24 protein-coding genes and 1 tRNA gene are annotated in these 19,901 nt (G+C 67.9%); 14 read left to right on the top strand and 11 right to left on the bottom strand.

Going from position 1 to position 19,901, the window contains the following annotated elements:
- Positions 1 to 140 precede the first annotated feature (140 nt).
- The 4 genes from AC3WJT_RS02415 to AC3WJT_RS02400 form a co-directional block, all read right to left on the bottom strand.
- The gene (locus AC3WJT_RS02415; protein ID WP_492341470.1) at positions 141 to 662 is read right to left on the bottom strand and encodes an A24 family peptidase; all 522 of its coding nucleotides are present in this window, start codon (positions 660 to 662) and stop codon (positions 141 to 143) included.
- A 128-nt stretch (positions 663 to 790) separates the two neighbouring features.
- Positions 791 to 955: a Flp family type IVb pilin gene (locus AC3WJT_RS02410; protein ID WP_492341469.1), complete on the bottom strand. Its 165-nt coding sequence runs from the start codon at positions 953 to 955 to the stop codon at positions 791 to 793.
- Between the two features lie 268 nt (positions 956 to 1,223).
- Positions 1,224 to 1,388, bottom strand: coding sequence for a Flp family type IVb pilin (locus AC3WJT_RS02405; RefSeq protein ID WP_492341468.1), 165 nt, complete (start codon positions 1,386 to 1,388; stop codon positions 1,224 to 1,226).
- A gap of 256 nt (positions 1,389 to 1,644) precedes the next feature.
- Entirely contained in the window at positions 1,645 to 1,809 is a 165-nt protein-coding gene (locus AC3WJT_RS02400) for a Flp family type IVb pilin (RefSeq protein ID WP_492341467.1), read from the bottom strand.
- A gap of 295 nt (positions 1,810 to 2,104) precedes the next feature.
- Between AC3WJT_RS02400 and AC3WJT_RS02395 the strand changes: the two genes are divergently transcribed.
- The 3 genes from AC3WJT_RS02395 to AC3WJT_RS02385 all read left to right on the top strand — a co-directional run bounded on the left by AC3WJT_RS02395 (position 2,105) and on the right by AC3WJT_RS02385 (position 3,721).
- On the top strand, positions 2,105 to 2,584 hold the full coding sequence (locus AC3WJT_RS02395) for a pilus assembly protein N-terminal domain-containing protein (RefSeq protein ID WP_492341466.1): 480 nt from the start codon (positions 2,105 to 2,107) through the stop codon (positions 2,582 to 2,584).
- A 61-nt stretch (positions 2,585 to 2,645) separates the two neighbouring features.
- On the top strand, positions 2,646 to 3,191 hold the full coding sequence (locus tag AC3WJT_RS02390) for a TadE/TadG family type IV pilus assembly protein (RefSeq protein ID WP_492341465.1): 546 nt from the start codon (positions 2,646 to 2,648) through the stop codon (positions 3,189 to 3,191).
- The gene (locus AC3WJT_RS02385) at positions 3,188 to 3,721 is read left to right on the top strand and encodes a TadE/TadG family type IV pilus assembly protein (RefSeq protein WP_492341464.1); all 534 of its coding nucleotides are present in this window, start codon (positions 3,188 to 3,190) and stop codon (positions 3,719 to 3,721) included. The genes AC3WJT_RS02390 and AC3WJT_RS02385 overlap by 4 nt, the downstream gene beginning before the upstream one ends.
- On the opposite strand, the gene AC3WJT_RS02380 is transcribed toward AC3WJT_RS02385, so the two are convergent.
- The 3 genes from AC3WJT_RS02380 to AC3WJT_RS02370 are packed head-to-tail and all read right to left on the bottom strand — an operon-like array spanning position 3,714 to position 7,386.
- A complete protein-coding gene (locus tag AC3WJT_RS02380; RefSeq protein WP_492341463.1) occupies positions 3,714 to 4,466 on the bottom strand; it encodes an aminotransferase class IV in 753 nt (250 codons plus the stop codon). The genes AC3WJT_RS02385 and AC3WJT_RS02380 overlap by 8 nt on opposite strands.
- Positions 4,463 to 5,797, bottom strand: coding sequence for an anthranilate synthase component I family protein (locus tag AC3WJT_RS02375; RefSeq protein WP_492341462.1), 1,335 nt, complete (start codon positions 5,795 to 5,797; stop codon positions 4,463 to 4,465). The genes AC3WJT_RS02380 and AC3WJT_RS02375 overlap by 4 nt, the downstream gene beginning before the upstream one ends.
- A 38-nt stretch (positions 5,798 to 5,835) precedes the next feature.
- A complete protein-coding gene (locus AC3WJT_RS02370) occupies positions 5,836 to 7,386 on the bottom strand; it encodes an MFS transporter (protein ID WP_492341461.1) in 1,551 nt (516 codons plus the stop codon).
- 288 nt (positions 7,387 to 7,674) lie between these two features.
- Between AC3WJT_RS02370 and rpoN the strand changes: the two genes are divergently transcribed.
- The 4 genes from rpoN (at position 7,675) to ptsN (ending at position 11,061) form a co-directional block, all read left to right on the top strand.
- Positions 7,675 to 9,171 (top strand): RNA polymerase factor sigma-54, encoded by a 1,497-nt coding sequence (rpoN, locus tag AC3WJT_RS02365; protein WP_492341460.1) that lies wholly within the window; start codon positions 7,675 to 7,677, stop codon positions 9,169 to 9,171.
- Positions 9,172 to 9,225: 54 nt separating this feature from the next.
- Complete coding sequence (locus AC3WJT_RS02360; protein ID WP_492341459.1) at positions 9,226 to 9,846, top strand: exopolysaccharide biosynthesis protein; 621 nt, start codon at positions 9,226 to 9,228, stop codon at positions 9,844 to 9,846.
- Positions 9,847 to 9,921: 75 nt separating this feature from the next.
- On the top strand, positions 9,922 to 10,542 hold the full coding sequence (hpf, locus tag AC3WJT_RS02355) for a ribosome hibernation-promoting factor, HPF/YfiA family (protein ID WP_492342358.1): 621 nt from the start codon (positions 9,922 to 9,924) through the stop codon (positions 10,540 to 10,542).
- 54 nt (positions 10,543 to 10,596) lie between these two features.
- Positions 10,597 to 11,061 (top strand): PTS IIA-like nitrogen regulatory protein PtsN, encoded by a 465-nt coding sequence (ptsN, locus tag AC3WJT_RS02350; protein ID WP_492341458.1) that lies wholly within the window; start codon positions 10,597 to 10,599, stop codon positions 11,059 to 11,061.
- A 17-nt stretch (positions 11,062 to 11,078) separates the two neighbouring features.
- Here the strand turns inward: ptsN and AC3WJT_RS02345 are convergent, their stop codons facing one another.
- Together AC3WJT_RS02345 and AC3WJT_RS02340 are read right to left on the bottom strand one after the other, a co-directional pair.
- Positions 11,079 to 11,336 carry a DUF1150 family protein gene (locus AC3WJT_RS02345; RefSeq protein ID WP_492341457.1) on the bottom strand — a complete coding sequence of 86 codons (258 nt, stop codon included), beginning with the start codon at positions 11,334 to 11,336 and terminating at the stop codon, positions 11,079 to 11,081.
- A 79-nt stretch (positions 11,337 to 11,415) separates the two neighbouring features.
- Complete coding sequence (locus tag AC3WJT_RS02340; RefSeq protein WP_492341456.1) at positions 11,416 to 11,841, bottom strand: Hsp20 family protein; 426 nt, start codon at positions 11,839 to 11,841, stop codon at positions 11,416 to 11,418.
- Positions 11,842 to 12,057: 216 nt separating this feature from the next.
- On the opposite strand from AC3WJT_RS02340, the gene AC3WJT_RS02335 reads away from it, so the two are divergent.
- The 4 genes from AC3WJT_RS02335 (at position 12,058) to AC3WJT_RS02320 (ending at position 15,031) form a co-directional block, all read left to right on the top strand.
- Positions 12,058 to 12,744, top strand: a complete 687-nt coding sequence (locus AC3WJT_RS02335) for a hypothetical protein (protein WP_492341455.1) — start codon at positions 12,058 to 12,060, stop codon at positions 12,742 to 12,744.
- Between the two features lie 56 nt (positions 12,745 to 12,800).
- Positions 12,801 to 13,940 carry a M48 family metalloprotease gene (locus AC3WJT_RS02330; RefSeq protein WP_492341454.1) on the top strand — a complete coding sequence of 380 codons (1,140 nt, stop codon included), beginning with the start codon at positions 12,801 to 12,803 and terminating at the stop codon, positions 13,938 to 13,940.
- A complete protein-coding gene (locus tag AC3WJT_RS02325) occupies positions 13,937 to 14,524 on the top strand; it encodes a hypothetical protein (protein ID WP_492341453.1) in 588 nt (195 codons plus the stop codon). The genes AC3WJT_RS02330 and AC3WJT_RS02325 overlap by 4 nt, the downstream gene beginning before the upstream one ends.
- Before the next feature lie 177 nt (positions 14,525 to 14,701).
- The gene (locus tag AC3WJT_RS02320) at positions 14,702 to 15,031 is read left to right on the top strand and encodes a hypothetical protein (protein WP_492341452.1); all 330 of its coding nucleotides are present in this window, start codon (positions 14,702 to 14,704) and stop codon (positions 15,029 to 15,031) included.
- A gap of 130 nt (positions 15,032 to 15,161) precedes the next feature.
- On the opposite strand, the gene AC3WJT_RS02315 is transcribed toward AC3WJT_RS02320, so the two are convergent.
- Positions 15,162 to 15,237, bottom strand: a tRNA-Ala gene (locus AC3WJT_RS02315).
- Positions 15,238 to 15,335: 98 nt separating this feature from the next.
- Positions 15,336 to 15,812, bottom strand: coding sequence for a TIGR02300 family protein (locus tag AC3WJT_RS02310; RefSeq protein WP_492342357.1), 477 nt, complete (start codon positions 15,810 to 15,812; stop codon positions 15,336 to 15,338).
- Positions 15,813 to 15,927: 115 nt separating this feature from the next.
- Here AC3WJT_RS02310 and aroA point away from each other — a divergent pair, with 115 nt between their 5' ends.
- The 3 genes from aroA (at position 15,928) to rpsA (ending at position 19,741) form a co-directional block, all read left to right on the top strand.
- Positions 15,928 to 17,247, top strand: a complete 1,320-nt coding sequence (gene aroA, locus AC3WJT_RS02305; RefSeq protein WP_492341451.1) for a 3-phosphoshikimate 1-carboxyvinyltransferase — start codon at positions 15,928 to 15,930, stop codon at positions 17,245 to 17,247.
- Positions 17,248 to 17,250: 3 nt separating this feature from the next.
- Positions 17,251 to 17,901 carry a (d)CMP kinase gene (cmk, locus tag AC3WJT_RS02300; RefSeq protein WP_492341450.1) on the top strand — a complete coding sequence of 217 codons (651 nt, stop codon included), beginning with the start codon at positions 17,251 to 17,253 and terminating at the stop codon, positions 17,899 to 17,901.
- Between the two features lie 124 nt (positions 17,902 to 18,025).
- Positions 18,026 to 19,741, top strand: a complete 1,716-nt coding sequence (gene rpsA / locus AC3WJT_RS02295) for a 30S ribosomal protein S1 (protein ID WP_492341449.1) — start codon at positions 18,026 to 18,028, stop codon at positions 19,739 to 19,741.
- Positions 19,742 to 19,901: the final 160 nt, after the last annotated feature.

The following is a 19,901-nucleotide window of genomic DNA, read 5'->3' as shown; positions in this document are numbered from 1 at the left end:
ACTCGAACTGGCCCCGCAAGGGGTGAAGCAGTGTCAGGCCCGGCCGGTCTGGCCCGGGCGAGCGGGCGATTCGTCACCGGCCATTCTGGCGGCAGCCCCAGCTTTTGGGCCGCCATGGTTAACGTCCGCCTAAGCCGCGCCTAGGAAAGACCCCGGAAGAGCGCGGTCAGCAGACTTTCCGGGAAGGCGGCCAGGGCGCCGAACGCGATGGCGATGCCGTAGGGTACGTTCTCGCCGGGCGTCGCGAGGCGGCCGATCCAGCCCGGCCCCCGCGAGACCAGCGGGCGCAGCCACACCGAGCGCAGGGCCAGCAGCATCACCGCCAGCGCGCCGCCGGCGAGGGCCGTCACGAGGAGATAGGACAGCAGGGCCCCCAGCCCCATCCACAGTCCGGCCGCGGCGAACAGCTTGGCGTCGCCGCCGCCGATCCAGCCGACCGCGAACATGCCCATGCCGGCGATCAGGGTCGCGAGACCAATCAGACAGGCGATGCCGATCTGCGACGGGCTGGCGCCCATGATCAGCGCCGTCGGCAGGAAGGCCGCGGCCAGGGCGATCGAGATCCAGTTGGGAATGGTGAAGCTGACGGCGTCGCGCATCGCCCCGACGATCACGAGGGCCGGGAAGGCGAACAGCAGGACGGTCTGGACCAGATGAAGCATGGGACTCCGCCGGAGGACTTTGACCGACCTTCGCGCGCTGCGGTGAACCGATCATTTACGCGGGCTGAAAAAGCGAAGGGCCGCGGATTGCTCCGCGGCCCTGGCCTCTTGAACGTGAACCGGACGGTTTAGGTCAGGTTGCCGTTGATGGTCGTGAAGGCGGTGTTCAGCTTGGTGCCGAGGGTCGTCACGGCGGTGATGATGACGACGGCGATGAGGGCGACGATCAGGCCATACTCGATGGCGGTGGCGCCGGATTCGTCCTTGGCAAAGCGGCTCATGAACTTGGTCATTGGTAGTTCCCCTTCCTGTGACCGCTTCAGTGAACCGGTCGGTTGATTGCAAAACCCAGGGCCCGTTCAAGTAAACTCAGAAACTCGTTGGGCCTTCGATGAGCAATATGGCGGGCGAACGTGAATCTCTCATTGAGCGGGATAGTTAAAAGCCGGAAACCAATGGTATTTCATAACTCGTTTTGAGCCGGCCGGCGCGGGCCGGAAAAGCAGAAAGGCCGCGGATTTCTCCGCGGCCTCCTGTTTTCGACGGTGAGCTGGACGCGTCTTACGTCAGCTTGCCGTTGATGGTCGTGAAGGCGGTGTTGAGCTTGGTGCCCAGGGTCGTCACGGCGGTGATGATGACCACCGCGATCAGCGCGACGATCAGGCCGTATTCGATGGCGGTGGCGCCGGATTCATCGCTGGCGAAACGCTTCATGAACTTCGTCATTTGTGTAGCCCCTTCAGTAGACCGGCCTTTTGCCGGCTGGATTGATGTCTGTTGCAGGACCCGGAAACAGCAACCTCGCGCGGTCGCCGGGCCTTCGAGTGAGACTGTCGCAGAGGATCGTGAATCGATGATTGATGGCCCGGCGTCCGGAGCTGCAAAAAGCGCGTGGTTCACGGAAATAAACCTGGACGCCGGATAGCAGAAAGGCCGCGGATTTCTCCGCGGCCTCCTGTCTTCGACGGTAGAGCGACGCGTCTTACGTCAGCTTGCCGTTGATGGTCGTGAAGGCGGTGTTCAGCTTGGTGCCGAGGGTCGTCACGGCGGTGATGATGACGACGGCGATGAGGGCGACGATCAGGCCATACTCGATGGCGGTGGCGCCGGATTCATCCTTGGCGAAGCGGGTCATGAACTTGGTCATTGCTGTATCTCCTGTCAGCAGGTTTGCGGTGATGGGGATCAAGCCGCATGGCCTGCTCGCCCTCGAAAACAAGGCCAACCTAGACCGGCGCGTTTAATGGCCAGTAAACAGCAAAGTATTGTCGAAAATTTTGTATGGTTTACTTAAGTTTACTATTACCATCTCTTAACCATGAGGGCGAAACAGCGCCAGGAGTCCTTATAGAATCACGTGCGGGCGCGCGCGGGACAATTTCAGCCTTTGTTGACCATTCGGGCCGACTCTGCGGCGTCCAAAGCCGAGGTCTGTTTTCGCCATGCGCCGCCATCTGGCCCTTCTCGCCGCCCTTTCCGTCCTGACCTGGGCCGGCGCCGCCGCCGCCCAGGGGCTGACGGTTCGCATCGATCAGGCCACGCGGGTGGCCCTGTCGGCCCCGGCCCGCGACGTCGTGATCGGAAACCCCTCGGTCGCCGACGTGACGATCCTCGATGCGCGCAACCTCCTGGTGATGGGCAAGGGCTACGGCGTGACCAACATCGTCGTGATCGACGCCCGCGGCCGCACGATCCTGGACCGCCAGATCGTGGTCTCCGCCTCCGACGACGGGCGCGTGTCCTTCTATCGTGGACCGGACGTCTACAACTACGCCTGCGCGCCACGCTGCGAGCGGACCCCGATGCCGGGCGAACGGGACTCCGGCTCGGGCGTCTACAGCCAGTGGTCCGGCCCCTACACCACCTATTCCGACCGCGCGGCCGCAGCCGCAGCGGCGGCGAAAGCCGCTGCTCCCGAGTAAACCGACGGTTAGGGACGACCGGCTAGACTGCCTCCTCCACAGGGAAGAGGCGTCCCGGACCATGGCCAGACCGGCCCGCAAGACCAGGACATTGCTGAAACGCTTCGGACGCGCCCGCGAGGGCTCGGCCGCGGTGGAGTTCGCGTTCGTCGCGGGCCCTTTCCTGGCGCTGATGTTCGGCATTCTCGACCTGGGCCTGGTGTTCCTGGTCTCCACGACGCTCGAGAACGCCGTCGACGAGGCCTCGCGCAAGATCCGCACCGGCGAGTTCCAGACCGCGGGCGGCACCGCCTCGACCTTCAAGACCACCGTCTGCGACGAGATGAGCTGGCTCGGGTCCGGCTGTTCCTCTTCGGTCTACGTCGATGTGCGCACCTTCCCCAAGTTCGCCGACGTCACGACGACCGATCCGACGACCAATGGCGCGTTCGACAACACCAAGACGGTCTTCTCGACCGGATCATCGGAGTCCATCGTCGTCGTCCGCGTCTATTACGAATGGTCGCTGATGACGCCGCTGCTGAACCCCGGCCTCAAGAACCTGTCCAACGGCAAGCGCCTGATCTCGGCCACGGCGACCTTCCGCAACGAGCCCTACGCATCATGATCCGGTTTCTCAGAAAGCTGGCCCGCGACAAGCGCGGCGTTTCCGCCGTCGAGTTCGCCCTGATCGCGCCGGCGATGGTCGCCAGCTATTTCGGCATGGCCGAGATCACCCAGGCCCTGCTGGCCGAGCGCAAGGCCGCCCACGCCGCATCGGCGATCGGCGATCTGGTCGCCCAGTCGTCGAGCGTCAGCAGCTCGGATGTCACCGACATCTTCGAGATCGCCTCGACGATCATGAAACCCTATTCGACCTCGACGCTGAAGATGCGCGTCAGCAGTCTGACGGCGGACAGCGGCGGCACGCCCAAGGTCGACTGGAGCAGCGGCTCGGGGCTGACCGCCCTGACCACCGGCGCGACGGTCACCGGCGTTCCGACCGGCGTCATCGCCGCCGGCCAGAGCGTGGTGATGTCGGAAGTCACCTACAGCTACGACTCGCCGGTCGACCTGATGATGCCCAACGCCGTGACGTTCACCCGCAAGTTCTATCTGCGGCCGCGGAAGTCGGACAAGGTCGCCAAGACTAACTGACCGCCTCGAGCGCCGCGGCCAGGTCCTCGACCTTCCGATGGGTGCGAAGCGGCGTTCCGTCGAGACTGGCGACCAGCCTGACGCCGATCAGGCTGCTGGTCAGGAAGATGGCGTCTGCGCCTTCCAGCATGGCGCGCGGCGCCTGGACCTCCTCGACCTTCGTCAGGGCCATCACCTGGCGCCGCATGATCCCGTCCAGCACGCCGCAGTCGCGGTGCGGGGTGAACAGCTTGCCGCCGCGCAGCCAGAAGATGTTGGCTGCAGCCGCGCAGGCGATTTCGCCGCGATTGTTGAGCAGCAGCGCCTCGGCCGGCGAGGCCATCCGCCGGGCCAGAACGTTGTCGACATAGGACAGGGTCTTGAGCCGGGCCGAGGGCGAGCCTTCGTTGCGGCGCAGCTCGCTGGTCACCAGCGCCACCGGGCCGAGCGGCCGGGGCGAGAGCGCGGCGCTGGCGAAGATGTGCGGCTCGGGCAGGTCCGGCCGCTCCAGGCCCCGTCCGCCGGAGCCGGCGGTCAGGGTCATGCGCACCACCGCCCGGCCGGTCCGGAAGCCGGAGTCATCGAGGGTCGACTGGCAGAGTTCGCGGGCGTCCTCCAGGTCGGGCGCCGACAGGCCGAGCGCCATGCAGCCGCGTTGCATCCGGTCGATGTGCTCGTCGAACAGGACCAGCGTCCCGTCCTTCGCCAGGATGGTTTCAAACAGGCCGTCGCCGAGCAGCAGCCCGCGGTCGTCGAGAGGCATCATGGCAGGGACTCCGTCAGGGCGCGCAGAAGGGCGGCGATCTTGGTTTCGGTTTCGAGGCGTTCGGACGCCGGGTCGCTGTCGGCGACGATCCCGGCGCCGGCCCGGGCTTCATAGCGCCATCCGCCGGCGTCCTCGACCAGCCCGACCGTACGGATCAGCACGCTGGAGTCGAAGGCGCCGTCGAAGCCGGCCCACAGCAGCGCGCCGCAATAGGGTCCACGCGGCGGCTCCAGCCGGGCGATCGACTTCATTGCCTGGACCTTGGGCGCGCCGGTGACCGATCCCGGCGGGAAGGCGGCCTCGAGCAGGTCGATCGCGGTCAGACCGGGCGCCAGGACGCCGCGCACGGTGGACACCAGATGGTGGACGTTGACGAAGCTCTCGACCCGGAACAGCTCCGGCGTCGTCACCGCGCCGGGCGTACAGACGCGCGACAGGTCGTTGCGCATCAGGTCGACGATCATCAGGTTCTCGGCCCGGTCCTTTTCGCTGGCGACCAGCTCGGCGACGAGGGCGGCGTCCTCGGCGGGCGTCGCGCCACGCGGCCGGGTGCCCTTGATCGGCCGGGTCTCGACCGACAGCGAACGGCCGGCGCCGACGCTGATGAACCGCTCCGGCGAGTTCGACACCACGGCCAGGCCCGGCAGGCGCAGATAGCCGGCGAATGGCGCCGCGCTCTGGCCGACCAGTCGCGCCAGCAGGTCATAGGGAATGACGCCTTCGTCCAGCCGCCCGGTCCAGCGGCGGGCGATGTTGGCCTGGAAATACTCGCCGTCGTGGATCCGCGCGATCACATCGGCGACGGCGGCTTCGTAGTCGGCGGCAGGGGTCGGCGGGTCGGCGCGACTGACCAGGCCGCCGGGACGCGGCGCCCGCTCCGGCGCGTTCAGCCAGGCCGCGGCGGCCTCCGCGCCGGCCTCGTCCTCGCCGATGGCCAGCACCCGACGGGCCTGGTGATCGAAGGCCAGCAGGGACGGATAGCGGCCCACCGCGAGGTCCGGCCAGGGCGCCTGCCGCGCCAGCTCCAGCGCCTCGACCCGGTCGCCCAGTTCGTAGGTCGCCAGCCCGGCAAGCCCGCCCTGGAACGGCGGACCGTCCGCCCGGGTCGCTCGCGCCGGGCCGAGCAGCGCCTTCATCGGCGAGAACGGCTCGCCGGCCATGTCCGGCCTCACGGTCAGGGTGAGGTCGGGATCGCGCAGCAGATAGGACCAGCGCGCGCGCTCGCCCTCGCCGCCGGACAGGAAGGCGCAGGTCCACGGCGCGTCGGCGAAGGCCGACAGCACCGCCTCCGGGGCCCTCCAGGGCCGGTCCAGGATCGTCGCCGTGCGCATGGAGGGCCAGATAGCCCTCCGGCGCGGCGCCGCAAAGGTCAGACGGGCTGTTTGCCGCCGCCCTTGACGAACATCATGCCCAGCAGGCCGAACGCGAGCAGGCCGGCGATCGGGATGAACCCGCCCGCCTGGCTCTGCGTCAGGCTGGTGAACAGGCCGACCAGCATCGATCCGATCCATACCGTCAGGGTTCCCGACAGGGCGTACAGACCGAAGAAGGACGGCAGCTTGTCGGCCGGAACCAGCCGCGTCAGCAGCGTGCGGCTGGACGCATACTGGGCGGTGACGAACACCGCGACGCCGAAGCCGATGAGCAGATAGAGAGCCTCCGGCAGGGTGCGGAACATCGGGCCGTTCCACAGCGGTGCATGGGCGGCGGGGTCATAGCTCCAGAAATAGAGGATCCGGTCTCGGCCCATGCCCAGCCAGGCGATCAGGCAGATCAGCGAGCCGGTGATCTCGATCCGCACCGCGTTGCGTGGCCCGAACAGGCTGTCGAACAGCGCGCCGCACAGGCCGCCGGCCACCGCGAAGATGCTCAGCAGGATGCCATAGGCCAGCATCTCGAGAATCTGCCACTGCATGACTCCCGCCGTGTAGATGCCCGAGAAGATCAGCAGGGCGGTCATGCCGTCGTTGAACAGCATGCGGGCGCCCAGGTAGATCACCGCGTCCCGCTCGGTGACCAGCACGCCCAGCACCTCGCGCAGCTTCGCGGGGCCCCGCGCCGCCGCGGCGATCAGCGACCAGGCAACGCCGCCCATGTGCTGGGCGGCCTTGCCGAAGGCCGAGATGAAGCTGACGCCGCTCTTCGGCGCATCGGGAGTGAACAGGAACAGCGGGATCGCGAACAGCACCAGCAGCACCGCCGCGATCGGGGCGACGACCCGCGAGGTCTCCGCCTGGCTGGGGTCGAGCCCGAACAGCGGCTGGTCGGGCACCAGCGGCCAGCCGGCCACGGCCGGGTTGCCCGGCAGGGCGAAGGCCAGCAGGCAGAAGGTCAGGGTGATGACGGAAAAGAAGTTGCCCGCCGAAAGGGCGAGGCCCGAGGCCTGGGGCGCGTGCTGGTGGCCCGCCGCGCGGATCAGCATCGAATTGTGGATCACCTCGCAGTAGGCGAACAGGACCCCGATAATCCCGAACAGCCAAAGGCCGGCCATTACCGGCAGGCCCTCGCCGCCGGGTTTGGAGAACCACAGGGCGAAGATCATCGGCGCCATGGCCGCGACGATCGCCAGCATCAGCGGCTTGCGCGCGCCGTACCGGTCGATGGCCATGCCGAGGATCGGCGCCGTCAGGGCGATCAGGATGCTGTTGAGGGTGCTGACCGTGGCGATCATCGCCTGGCCCTTCACCGGATCGCCGACCACCGCGGTCGTGAAGTAGGGGGCGAAGATGTAGATGGTGATCAGGATGACATAGGGGTCGCGGCCGCCCTGGAAGATCGACCAGCTCCAGCCGCCGAGCGACAGCCGGCCCGCCGCCGGGGGCGCCGCCGCGGCGCCGCCGGCCGGTTCGACGCCATCGGGCAGCACCTCGCCGAGCACGGTGAGATCGTGATCAGCCTCGTTCGGCGCGCGGTCGCTCATGCGGCGTTGGTCCTTCCCTGGAGAGAGGCCGACTGCCGCGGCCTTGAGCTCACGGTGGACTTCAAACGCGTGTTTGTCACGGGCGCCGCCGGGGCAGCGGGGCGATAATCCTGACCAGCGGGTTGGAGCGGGGAATTCAGGGCGGGCCGCCAACAGGCTTCACGCTCACGCGAGAGGATCGAGGTAGGGCCGGCCCAGCGCTGTGCAAGAACCGCGCCGCTTAAGGGCGGCGTTAACTGTCAGGCTGCTTAGCTGTCGGCTGGTTGTTCCGACGGGTGGGGGAAGCGCGTGGCGCTCGGTCCAAGACTTGAGCTGAGACAGGGCCAGAGCCTCGTCATCACGCCGCAGCTGCAGCAGGCGATCAAGCTGCTGCAACTGACCAATCTCGAGCTCGAGGCCTATGTCGAGGGCGAGCTGGAGCGCAATCCGCTGCTGGCGCGCGACGACCGCGACAATGAGCCGGAAGCCGAGCCCGTCCGCGCAGAGACCCCCGACTATTCCGCCGACCAGGTCCCCGACGGCGCGGCCCAGGCCGACATGGACGCCGGCCCGTCCGACCTCTCGCCCGGCGAGCGCGACGCCGGCGACGGCGACACCCGCGAGCCCGGCCAGGCCGGCGGCGACATCGACTGGTCCCGCGCGGGCCGGGGCGCGACCTTCGAGGGCGAGGACAGCCTGGAAGGCCGGCTGACCCGCGACAAGACCCTGGGCGAGCATCTGCACGACCAGCTGGCGGTCGCCCGGCTGAGCGAGCCGCAACGGGTCGTGGCCGCCGTGCTGATCGATGCGGTTGACGATGGCGGCTACATGCGCGCCGACCTGGTCGACATGGCCGAACGTCTCGGCTGCGAGCTGGCGTTTGTCGAGGAGGTCCTCGGCGTCCTGCAGGGTTTCGAGCCCGTGGGCGTCATGGCCCGCGACGTGCGCGAATGCCTGACGATCCAGCTGAAGGACCGCAACCGGTTCGATCCGGCGATCGCGGCCCTGCTCGACAACCTGGAACTGCTGGCCCGCCGCGACATGAGCGCGCTGAAGAAGGTCTGCGGGGTCGACGACGAGGACCTGCGCGAGATGATCGGCGAACTGAAGGCCCTGACGCCCCGGCCGGGCGCGGCCTTCGGCGGCGAGCCGTCCCAGCCGGTGGTGCCCGACGTCTTCGTCCGCGAGGGATCCGGCGGGCTCTGGCTGGTCGAGCTCAACACCGACACCCTGCCCAAGGTGCTGGTCGACCGGCGCTATCACGCCAAGGTCGCCGGCGGCGCGCGGACCGATCAGGAAAAGACCTTCGTCCAGGACTGTCTGGCCAGCGCCAACTGGCTGGTCAAAAGCCTCGACCAGCGGGCGCGCACGATCCTCAAGGTGTCCAGCGAGATCGTCCGGCAACAGGACGGCTTCCTCGCCTACGGCGTCGAACACCTGCGGCCGCTGAACCTTAAGACCGTCGCCGAGGCCATCGGCATGCACGAGAGCACGGTCAGCCGGGTCACCTCGAACAAGTACATCGCCACGCCCCGCGGGGTGTTCGAGCTGAAGTTCTTCTTCACCTCGTCGATCGCTTCCTCGTCGGGCGGCGAGGCCCATTCCGCCGAGTCGGTGCGCCACAAGATCCGTCAGCTGATCGACGCCGAGGGCGCCGAGAGCGACGTTCATTCCGATGACGCGATCGTCGACATCCTGAAGGAAGCCGGCGTCGATATCGCGCGGCGCACCGTCGCGAAATATCGCGAAGCGATGCGGATTCCGTCATCCGTCGAACGCAGGCGGATGCTACGCGCCTCTGCCTGATGCGCGGGACCGAACACCCGGTCGCGCGTTTCGTCCCGGATGCAGAGCGACGCCATGGATCCTGTTGACCGAAGACGACCGCTGTCGGACCTGCTGGCCGAGATAAGCGACGATCCGGATCCCGAAGTCACCGTCGGCGAGATCGTGCACCGCCTCGGCCGGCGCTCCTTCGGCGCATTGCTGTTCATCTTCGCCGCGCCGAACTGGCTGCCGCTGCCGCCGGGCTCGTCGACCTTTCTCGCCGCGCCGCTGATCCTGCTGGCGCCGCAGATCGCCCTGGGCATTCGCGGCCCCTGGCTGCCGCGCTTCATCGACGGGCGGAAGCTCAGGCGGACGGATCTCGCGGGCGCCCTGCGCAAACTGATCCCGACGCTGCAGCGGATCGAGAAGGTTTCGCGGCCCCGGCTGGTGTTTCTGTTCGGCCCGCTCGGGGACCGGCTGATCGGCCTGACGGTGACCCTGCTGTCCCTGGTGCTTCTGCTGCCGATCTTCCTAGGGAACATGGCCCCGGCGGCGGCGATCGCGGCGTTCGGCCTGGCGCTGATCCAGCGGGACGGCGTTCTGGCGCTGATCGGCTACGCCATAGCGGGCGTCAGCGTCGGGCTTCTGGTGGTCGGATGGCGCGTCGCCGCAGCCTTTTTCAGCCATATCGCCCAGGTCCTGGGCTTCGCCTGAGGGTCGCCGCTCACAAGAATGGGAGCAGGCCGTCGATTGCTTGACACCTATGTCCGGCAGGCGCGTTCTAGTCACATGCAAGTGCACGTTTCCGGCAAGCACGTCGACGTTGGGGAGGCCCTGCGTTCGCGGGTCTCGGACGACATCACCGCCACCATTGGCAAGTATTTCGAACGCGGCGGCACGGCCGACGTCGTGGTCTCAAAGGACGGCTACGCCTTCCGGGTGGACTGCACGATCCGGCTCGATTCCGGCCAGCTGCTGCAAAGTCACGGCCTGGCCGCGGAGGCCCACGGCGCCTTCAGCTCAGCCCTTGAGAAGATCGAGAAGCGGGTCCGGCGCTACAAGCGACGGCTCAAGAGCCATTCAATTCAGGCCGGCGCACGGCGCGAGGAGACGGCCGCGATGTTCGTCCTGCGCGCGTCCGACGATGACGTCGAGGACTGGGACGGCGTGGATGATCACGCGCCGCCGTCCGGCATGATCATCGCCGAAACCGAGGAAGTGCTCAAAACCATGACTGTTTCGATGGCGGTCATGGAGCTGGACTTGACCGAATCTCGCACAATCGTGTTCAGAAACGCCGCGCACGGGGGATTGTCTGTGGTGTATCGCCGTCCCGACGGAAACATCGGCTGGATCGACCCTGAACGCACACAGTCACAGAGCGGCAATGGAAAGCGGGTAGTCGCCTGACACGGCGCGACCTGCCCTTCGGCATCCGGTCTGAATCTAGCGAGTCTTGAGCGTATGAATATCGGAGATCTGCTGGAGCCCCGCGCCATCGCGCCGCGGGCCGGAGGCGGAGGCAAACGTCAGGTGCTGTCGGCTGTGGCCGATATCGCCGCCCGGAATTTCGGGCTCAAGGCCGAGGTGGTGCTCGACGCGCTGCTGGAGCGTGAGGCCGCGGGCTCGACCGGCGTGGGTCACGGCGTCGCCGTGCCGCACGCCCGCCTGCCCGGCCTGACCCGCATCCGCGGCGTGTTCATGCGCCTGGACCAGCCGACTCCGTTCGAGTCAGTGGACGACCAGCCGGTTGACCTGGTGTTCGCCCTGTTCGCACCCGCCGAGTCCGACACCGAACACCTGCGCGCTCTGGCCCGCGTGTCGCGGCTGCTGCGGCAGCGAGAGCTGCGGCTGCAACTGCGCCAGGCGCGGTCAGCGGAGTCGATCTACGCCCTGCTGGCGCGCGAACCGCAGTCGACCGCCGCCTGAGGCGATTTCTCTGTTCTCTAGTGGACGGAAACCGGCGCCAGTTGGTGCGCGAGGGCGGCTGCGACGGCTGAGTCGCGATCGCCCAGAACCGCCAGACGCTCGCCGTCGGCGCGGTGCACCGCGAACAGCGTCTGTCGGGGGCTCAGGTCATGGCCTTCGAGGGCCGAGGCCGGGATATCGGCGATGATCTCGGCGGCCGTCACCGGACGCACATAGACCAGGTCGGGCGCGCCGAGGGCCGCAAACGCTTCATTTGTAAGACGTTGGGGTGTCATTGAGACCACCTCCTTCACTAGGCAAACGCCGGGATCGGCCGCCGGTTCAGCGAACGGGCCGGCTTTGCGAAAAACTGGGTCAGTCGGCCGTCCGGATCGGGATCCGCTGGATCAGCCGTTCGGGTTCGGGGCGGGCCAGGTCCACGTGCAGCAGGCCGTGTTCGAGCAGGGCGCCGCGAACCACCATCCCGTCGGCCAGCACGAAGGTGCGGATGAACCCGCGCGCCGCGATGCCCCGGTGCAGATAGGCCTTGTCAGCCGTCTCCGCGCCGTCGCCGCGACGGCCGGCGACCGTCAGCTGGTTGCCCTCGACCTGGATCTCGAGCTGGTCGGGCGAAAAGCCGGCGACGGCCAGGGTGATCCGGACATCGCCGTCGTCGCGCGCCTCGACATTGTAGGGCGGATACCCTTCGGCAGCGGCCTTCGCCGCACGCTCGATCAGGGAGCGGGTATGGTCGAAGCCCAGCAGGAACGGGCTGTCGAACAGCAGGGGTCGTGTCGTCATCAGCAGCGAGTCCTCAACAAGGCGACTCCCGTCCCGCCGGCCCCGTCAGGCGTCCGGCGAACGGTGTGACTTACAGGTGGCGATTGTCGGGCCGGGCCGCAAGGCGGCGACAATTCGTCATGGGGGTTTGCCTAAATTTCCCGGCTGCACCGGCTAGGCGCCCCTTCCGAAACGGGCTTAGGTGCCGTTGTACAACCTGGGGCGGGGGACTCCCTTATGAAGCGTATTCTGTCGCTGGCGGCTGCCTGTTTGATGCTGGCTGCCTGCACCACGACCAATGTGAAGTCGGCCGCCGGCCTGCCGACCGCGCCGCCCCAGAACGCCCTGGTCCTGCTCGCCCAGCCCGACATCGAGCTGAAGCTGCTGACCGCGTCGGGCCTTCTCGAGCCGCGCGCCGACTGGACCGCCTCCGCCAAGGCCAACATGCAGGCCGCCGTCGAGGCCACGCTGAAAGGCAAGTCTCACAAGCTCACCGTGCTTGACCCGACCACCGCCATGGAGGGCCGCGAAGGCCAGGTGCTGCGCCTGAACGGCGCGGTCGGCAACTCGATCCTCGCCTATGGCATGTATGGCGCGGGCCTGCCGTCCAAGACCGGATTTGACTGGACGCTCGGCGAAGGCGCGCAGCTGCTGGCGGCCAGGTACGGCACCGACTACGCCCTGTTCGTCTATGGCCGTGGCTCCTATTCGAGCGGCGGCCGCGTGGCGATGATGATCGGCGCCGCGGCGCTGGGCGTCAGCATTCCGATGGGCGGACAGCAGGCGTTCGCCTCGCTCGTCGAGCTGAAGACCGGCAAGGTGATCTGGTTCAACCAGGCGATCGCCAGCCCGGCCGCCGACATGCGCTCGCCCGAAGGCGCCAAGATGCTCACCGACGCGCTGCTGACGGGCCTGCCCCTTTGAGGCGACAACCGACCCTCCGGGCGGCGGTTTCCTCGGTCCTGGCGGCGTCCATCGCCGTGACGGCCGTTTCGCCGGCGTTAGCCCAGCGTACGGACGGACAGCGCACGGTCGGACAGCGTCCGGACATCAGCACCGACGAGGGCGGCCTGTGGGCCCAGTCCGACAAGGCCGAGACGGAGGCCAAAACCAAGGCCGAGCTCAACCGGGACCCGGACCTGACGCCCTATGTTCGGGGCGTCGCCTGCAAGGTCGCAGCCGAGTACTGCGGCGACATCCGCGTCTATGTGATGGACCGGCCCTACTTCAATGCGTCCATGGCGCCGAACGGCTACATGGAGGTCTGGTCGGGCCTGATGCTGCGCGCGCGCAGCGAGTCGGAACTGGCGTTCGTGCTCGGGCACGAAGTCAGCCACTTCGCCCACGGCCATTCACTCGCGACCTGGCGGACGATGAAGTCCCGCTCCAACGTCGGCATGGTGCTGATGCTGGCCGGCGGCGGCATCGTCGGCAGCCTGCTGTATCTGGGCGTGATGTCGACGGTGTTCGCCTTTTCCCGCGAGCAGGAGATGGAGGCCGACCGGCTGGCGTTCGAGCGCACGGTCAAGGCCGGCTATGATCCCGCGGCCGCCGCGGCCCTCTGGCGATCCCTGCGCGAGGAGACCGCCGCGTCGGACTTCCCCAAGACCCGCACCTCGGACACCCGCGGCAGCATCTTCAACACCCACCCGATCACTCCGGACCGGATCGCGGCGCTCGACGGACTGGCCGCCGGACGCACCACGCCCTCCGAGGGCGAGCGGACGCGCTATCGCGCGCAGATCCGCAAGTTCCTGCCGGCCTGGCTCGCCGATGACATGCGTCGCCGCGATTACGGCCAGACCCTGCACCTGATCAACCGCCTGGCCGCCGACGGCGAGGATCTGGGCGTGCTGGAGTTCTACAAGGGCGAGGCCTATCGCCGGCGTCGCCTCGACGGCGACCAGGACAAGGCGCTGGCGGCCTATACCGCCGCGTCCGTCCATGCCGATGCGCCGGTCGCCGTCTGGCGGGAGCTCGGCGACATGCTGGCCAAGGCCGGCAAGAGCGCCGAAGCCAAGGCCGCGTGGGAAACCTATCTCGCCAAAGCCGTCGATGCCGAAGACCGCTGGCTCGTCGAAGCCAACCTGAAGAAACTCAACGAAGGTACCGAATCATGATCGCCCGCAAGCTGCGCGTCGCCGTCGCCCTGGCCGCCCTCGTCTCCCTGTCGGCCTGCGCCGGGCTCAAGGCCGTTCCGGCCGGTCCCTACGCCTCCGGCGGCAACCAGATCACCGTCGGCCGCACCTGGACCGACATGGGCCGGTTGTTCGACGCCTCGAAGGGCGTGCGGCTGCTGTCCATCGACGGGCCGCAGCTGAACCGGCTGTTCGTGATCGACGGCCTGAAGCCCGGCGAGTTCATCATGCGCCCGGCCAGCAAGGAAAAGCCGACCCCGACCTGGAAGGCCGGCCTGTCGCCCACCGAACAGGTCGAGTTCCTCTCCGACACCCTGTCGGTGATGCAGTACTTCCGGGTCGAAACCAGCGGCCTTCGTCCGGTGAAGGTCGGCGACCGCAGCGGCGTGCGGTTCGACATCACCGCCCAGACGGTCGACGGCCTGGATGTTTCAGGGATCGCCCAACTCGTCGAGGCGGGCGACCGTCTCTACATCCTGCTCTACCTCGCCCCGACCGAGCACTACTTCAGCGCCACCAAGGCCGAGGTCGAGGGCATCATGGCGTCGGCGCGGGTCGGCGCCTGACACCCGGGTTTTCCCAGGAATTCTTCATTTGGTTGAATCTGGACGCGAAGAGGGTCACCTTTCAGGCGAAATCGGCCCGCGAGCCGCCGGCTGGCGTCGATTTTGCGGCAAAAGCTGCTTTTTCTCGGAAACTGGCGCAGTCAGACGCCGGGCCGACTCTGAAGGGAAAAACGCACCATGGCCCTGGCTATGCTTCCACTCGACGACCGCTCCAGCGGTCGTGACATGCTCTCGCGCGGGTTCGCCGTCGCGGGCGCCCTGTTCAGTCTGATGGCGCTGATCACCGCCGCCGTCGCCGCCCTGGGCCTTCTCGGCCTTGCCGGCGTGGCGGTGGATCCCGCCGCTGCGGAACCGGCCCGCATGCTGGGCCTGCCCTGGAGCCTGGCGATCAGCCCGGCCATCGCCCAGACCCCGACCGTCACCCTGCTGCTGACCTGCGCGGCGATGGCGGTCAACGCGACGCTGCTGATGCTCGCGTCACGGCTGGTCCGCGCCCGGGTCCGCTGAACGCATCATCAAGACCACAGCGAAAGGCCCGCCGGTCATCCCGGCGGGCCTTTTCTGTTCGCGCTGCAGGAATCGTCGAGCGGAGGCCCTGAAACGGCGAAGGCCGCGCCCTTTAGGGGCGCGGCCTTCTTGGTGGAGCTAAGCGGAGTCGAACCGCTGACCTCTTGAATGCCATTCAAGCGCTCTACCAGCTGAGCTATAGCCCCGGGGTCTCGGGTTTCCCGCATCCGGCGGGCCGGCGGCGAGGGCGCGGTTCTAGGCCGCCATCCCTCGCCGATCAAGAGCCTCTGAGCGGAATTTCCGCTTATCGGTCCTCGGCGTCGTCTTCACCCGGCAGACCGTCGATTTCGTCCTCGGGGAAGTCGTCCTCATCCTCGTCCTCGAGGAAGGGCACGCCGTCGGCTTCTTCGTCGGCGAGTTCTTCGTCTTCGGCGAAGTCGACGCCCAGATCACCGGCCGGCGCGGGGGCCGCGACGGGGTCATCGGACTCATCATCAGTCTCGATCGGCTCGACGGCGGCTTCGTCGTCGATTTCCGGAGTCTGATCGGGTTCTTCCTCGAAGCCGTCGGCGTCGGGGTCGACCGCCTTGACGGGTTTCTCCTCGGCGTCCTCGTAGTCCGGCACCGCCGTGCGGGCGCGAACCCGACGATTACGCACGGCTTCTTCGGGGTCGAAAGTCTCCCCGCATTTGGGGCAGGCGGCCGGGCGACGGCCCAGGTCGTAGAACTTGGACTGACAGGAGGGGCAAATCTGTTTTGCGCCCAGTTCAGGATTGGCCAAGGGGCGAACCTCTAAGGTCTTGGTGCGGAAGCGGCGGCTCACTTGCCACGGGGCGGGGGCGCTGTCAAAAGCAATCCCCGCCCTTCCCCAGCCCTTTCAGGAGCTTGCGCCCGGCATGACCGCCGCCGTGCTTTCGGCCCGCCCGGGCGCGCCCCTCTCAGGGACCGTCAAGGTCCCCGGCGACAAGTCGATTTCCCATCGTTCCCTGATCCTGGGCGCCATGGCCTCGGGCCGCACCACAATCACAGGTTTGCTTGAGGGCGACGACGTCCTGGCGACGGCAAAGGCCATGCAGGCCTTCGGCGCCGGCGTCACGCGCACCGGCGAAGGGGCATGGACCGTCGAGGGCAAGGGCGGCCTTGGCGAGCCCGACGACGTCATCGACTGCGGCAACGCCGGCACCGGCGTGCGCCTGATCATGGGCGCCGCGGCCGGCTATGCGATCACCGCGACCTTCACCGGCGACGCCTCGCTGAAAAAACGCCCGATGGGCCGCGTGCTCGAGCCGCTCGGCCTGATGGGCGCGACCTGGCTGTCGCGCGAGGGCGGCCGTCTGCCGCTGACCCTGCGCGGCGGCGGGCTCGCCGGCGTCGACTATGTGCTGCCGATGGCCTCGGCCCAGGTGAAGTCGGCGGTGCTGCTGGCCGGTCTGAAGGCCTCCGGGCCCGTCACCGTGGTCGAGCCCGAGCCGACGCGCGACCATACCGAACGGATGCTCACGGCGTTCGGCGCCAGCCTGACCGTCACCGACCACAACGATCGCCGGGTGATCACCCTGCAGCCGGGCGCGCGCCTGACCGCGAGCACGGTGAGCGTGCCGGGCGACCCCTCGTCGGCCGCCTTCCCGATCGTCGCGGCCCTGATCACGCCGGGCTCGGAGGTCACGGTCACCGGCGTCATGCTCAATCCGCTGCGGACCGGCCTGTTCGACACCCTGCGCGAGATGGGCGCGGACCTGACGATCAGCAACCGCCGCGACGCCAGCGGCGAGGACGTCGGCGACATCACCGCCCGGTATTCGGCGCTGAAGGGGGTCACCGTGCCGCCCGGCCGCGCGCCCAGCATGATCGACGAGTACCCGATCCTCGCCGTCGCCGCCGCCTTCGCCGACGGCGAGACCGTGATGCGCGGCGTTGGTGAGATGCGGGTCAAGGAAAGCGACCGCATCGCCCTGATGGCCGCCGGGCTCGAGGCCTGCGGCGTCGACGTCGAGGAGGAGCCGGAGGGCTTCATCGTCCGCGGGACCGGCAAGCCGCCGCGCGGCGGGGCCCTGGTCGAGACACACGGCGATCACCGGATCGCCATGAGCCACCTGATCCTGGGCCTGGCCGCCGGGGCGGCGGTCCAGGTCGACGAGCCCGGCATGATCGCCACCAGCTTCCCCGACTTCGCCCCGATGATGCGTCGCCTCGGCGGCGTCATCGAGGAGGCCTGAGCGATGGGTTTCACGATCGCCGTCGACGGGCCGGCCGCCTCGGGCAAGGGCACGATCGCCGTACGCCTGGGCGCGCTGTACGGCTATCCGGTGCTGGACTCCGGCCTGCTCTACCGGGCGGTCGGCATGAAGGTGCTCGGCCAGGGCGGCGACCTGTCGGACGAAGCCGCCGCCACGGCCGCGGCCCGGGCGCTGGAGCCGTCCGAACTGGAGGGCCCGGTGGTCCGCACCCGCGCCGCCGGCGAGGCCGCCAGCCGGGTGGCCATTTACACGCCCGTCCGCCAGGTGCTGCGCGACTTCCAGCGGGCCTTCGCGCGGCAGGAACCCGGCGCGGTGATCGACGGCCGCGACATCGGCACCGTCATCGCCCCCGACGCCCCGGCCAAGCTCTATGTCACCGCCACCCCCGAGGCCCGCGCTGAGCGCCGCTGGAAGCAGCTGGTGAGCCAGGGCGAGCCGGTCACCTATGAAGAGATCCTCGCCGACATCCATGTGCGCGACGCCCGTGACAGCGCCCGGGCCGACTCGCCGATGGTCGCCGCGCCGGACGCGGTCTTGCTCGACACCACCGAAATGACTATAGACGCGGCCTTCGATGCGGCCCGCCGTATCGTCGAGGCGGCGCGCAGCCGGTGGGAAACCGCCAAAGGCTAATCCAACGCGCCCTGCTCGAACGGCCGCGGGCGCTCAAATCTATCCGCAAACCCATGGACCGCCCGGACTCCGCCGGCATCCCGCCGCCTGTCCGCGATCCGCAACCAAGAGACTGAAACACTATATGGCCGACGATCTCAGCCTGAATCCCAGCCGCGATGACTTCGCGGCCCTGCTCGACGCCTCCATGGGCGGCGCCGGCGGCGACTTCGCCGAAGGCACCGTCATCAATGGTATCGTTGTTGGCATCGAAAAGGACTTCGCCATCATCGACGTCGGTCTGAAGACCGAAGGTCGCATCCTGATCAAGGAATTCGGCGTCGACGACGCCGGCAAGCCCACCCTGAAGATCGGCGACACCGTCGAGGTGTTCCTCGAGCGTCTCGAGAACGCCCTGGGCGAAGCGGTCATCAGCCGTGAGAAGGCCAAGCGCGAAGAAGCCTGGACCCGCCTGGAAGGCGTGTTCGCCAAGCAGGAGCCGGTCATGGGCTCCATCGTCGGCCGCGTGAAGGGCGGCTTCACCGTCGACCTGGGCGGCGCCTCGGCGTTCCTGCCCGGTTCGCAGGTGGACATCCGTCCGGTCCGCGACGTCGGCCCGCTGATGGGCAAGGAACAGCCCTTCGCCATCCTCAAGATGGACCGTCCGCGCGGCAATATCGTCGTCTCGCGTCGCGCCATTCTGGAAGAAGCCCGCGCCGAACAGCGCACCGAGCTGGTCAGCCAGCTGCAAGAGGGCGAAATCCGCGAAGGCGTGGTCAAGAACATCACCGACTACGGCGCGTTCGTGGACCTGGGCGGCATCGACGGCCTGCTGCACGTCACCGACATGAGCTGGAAGCGCGTCTCGCACCCCTCGCAAGTGCTCGCCGTCGGCGACACGGTGAAGGTGCAGATCATCAAGATCAACCCGGACACCCAGCGCATCAGCCTCGGCATGAAGCAGCTGCAGTCCGATCCCTGGGACGGCGTCGAAGCCAAGTACCCGGTCGGCGCCAAGTACACCGGCCGCATCACCAACATCACCGACTACGGCGCGTTTGTTGAGCTGGAAGCCGGCGTTGAAGGCCTGGTGCACGTCTCGGAAATGTCCTGGACCAAGAAGAACGTCCACCCGGGCAAGATCGTCTCCACCTCGCAGGAAGTGGACGTCATCGTGCTCGACGTCGACAGCTCCAAGCGCCGCGTGTCGCTGGGCCTCAAGCAGGCCATGGCGAACCCGTGGGACGCCTTCCTGGCGACGCATCCGATCGGCTCGACCGTCGAAGGCGAAGTCAAGAACGCCACCGAGTTCGGTCTGTTCGTCGGCCTCGACGGCGACATCGACGGCATGGTCCACCTGTCCGACCTGGACTGGAACGCGTCTGGCGAAGAAGCCATGGCGAAGTTCAAGAAGGGCGACATGATCAAGGCCCGCGTGCTCGACGTCGACGTCGAGAAGGAGCGCATCAGCCTGGGCGTGAAGCAGCTGGCCGGCGATCCGATGACCGGCGACACCTTCCGCAAGGGTCAGATCGTGACTGTCACGGTGACGGAAGTCACCACCGGCGGCATCGAGGTCAAGTTCGGCGAGGATGACGCGCCGATGACGGCCTTCATCCGCAAGTCGGACCTGTCGCGCGACCGCCAGGAGCAGCGCCCCGAGCGCTACGCCGTCGGCGACCGCATCGACGCCCAGGTGACCAACATCGACAAGGCCGCCCGTCGGGTGTCCGTCTCGATCAAGTCGCTGGAAATGGCCGAAGAGAAGGAAGCCATCGAGCAGTTCGGGTCCTCGGACTCCGGCGCCTCGCTGGGCGACATCCTCGGCGCGGCCCTGCGTGAGAAGGCCTCGAAGGACTAACCTTCGACGTCAATCGCTACGAAGTCAGACGGCGGTCGGGGTTTCCCCGGCCGCCGTTTTCGTTTCCGCGGCGGGCCTGAACGAGTCCGGGGCGCCCGCCCCGTCGTCACGCCATCCGGCTCCGCGCGCCTGGATTTCGGCCCATTGCGCGCCATCTCGC

This window comes from Caulobacter sp. FW305-C-30-S16, assembly GCF_058783025.1.
The sequence above is the reverse complement of the archived record's forward strand: the minus strand, read 5'-3'. Positions and strand labels throughout refer to the sequence as shown.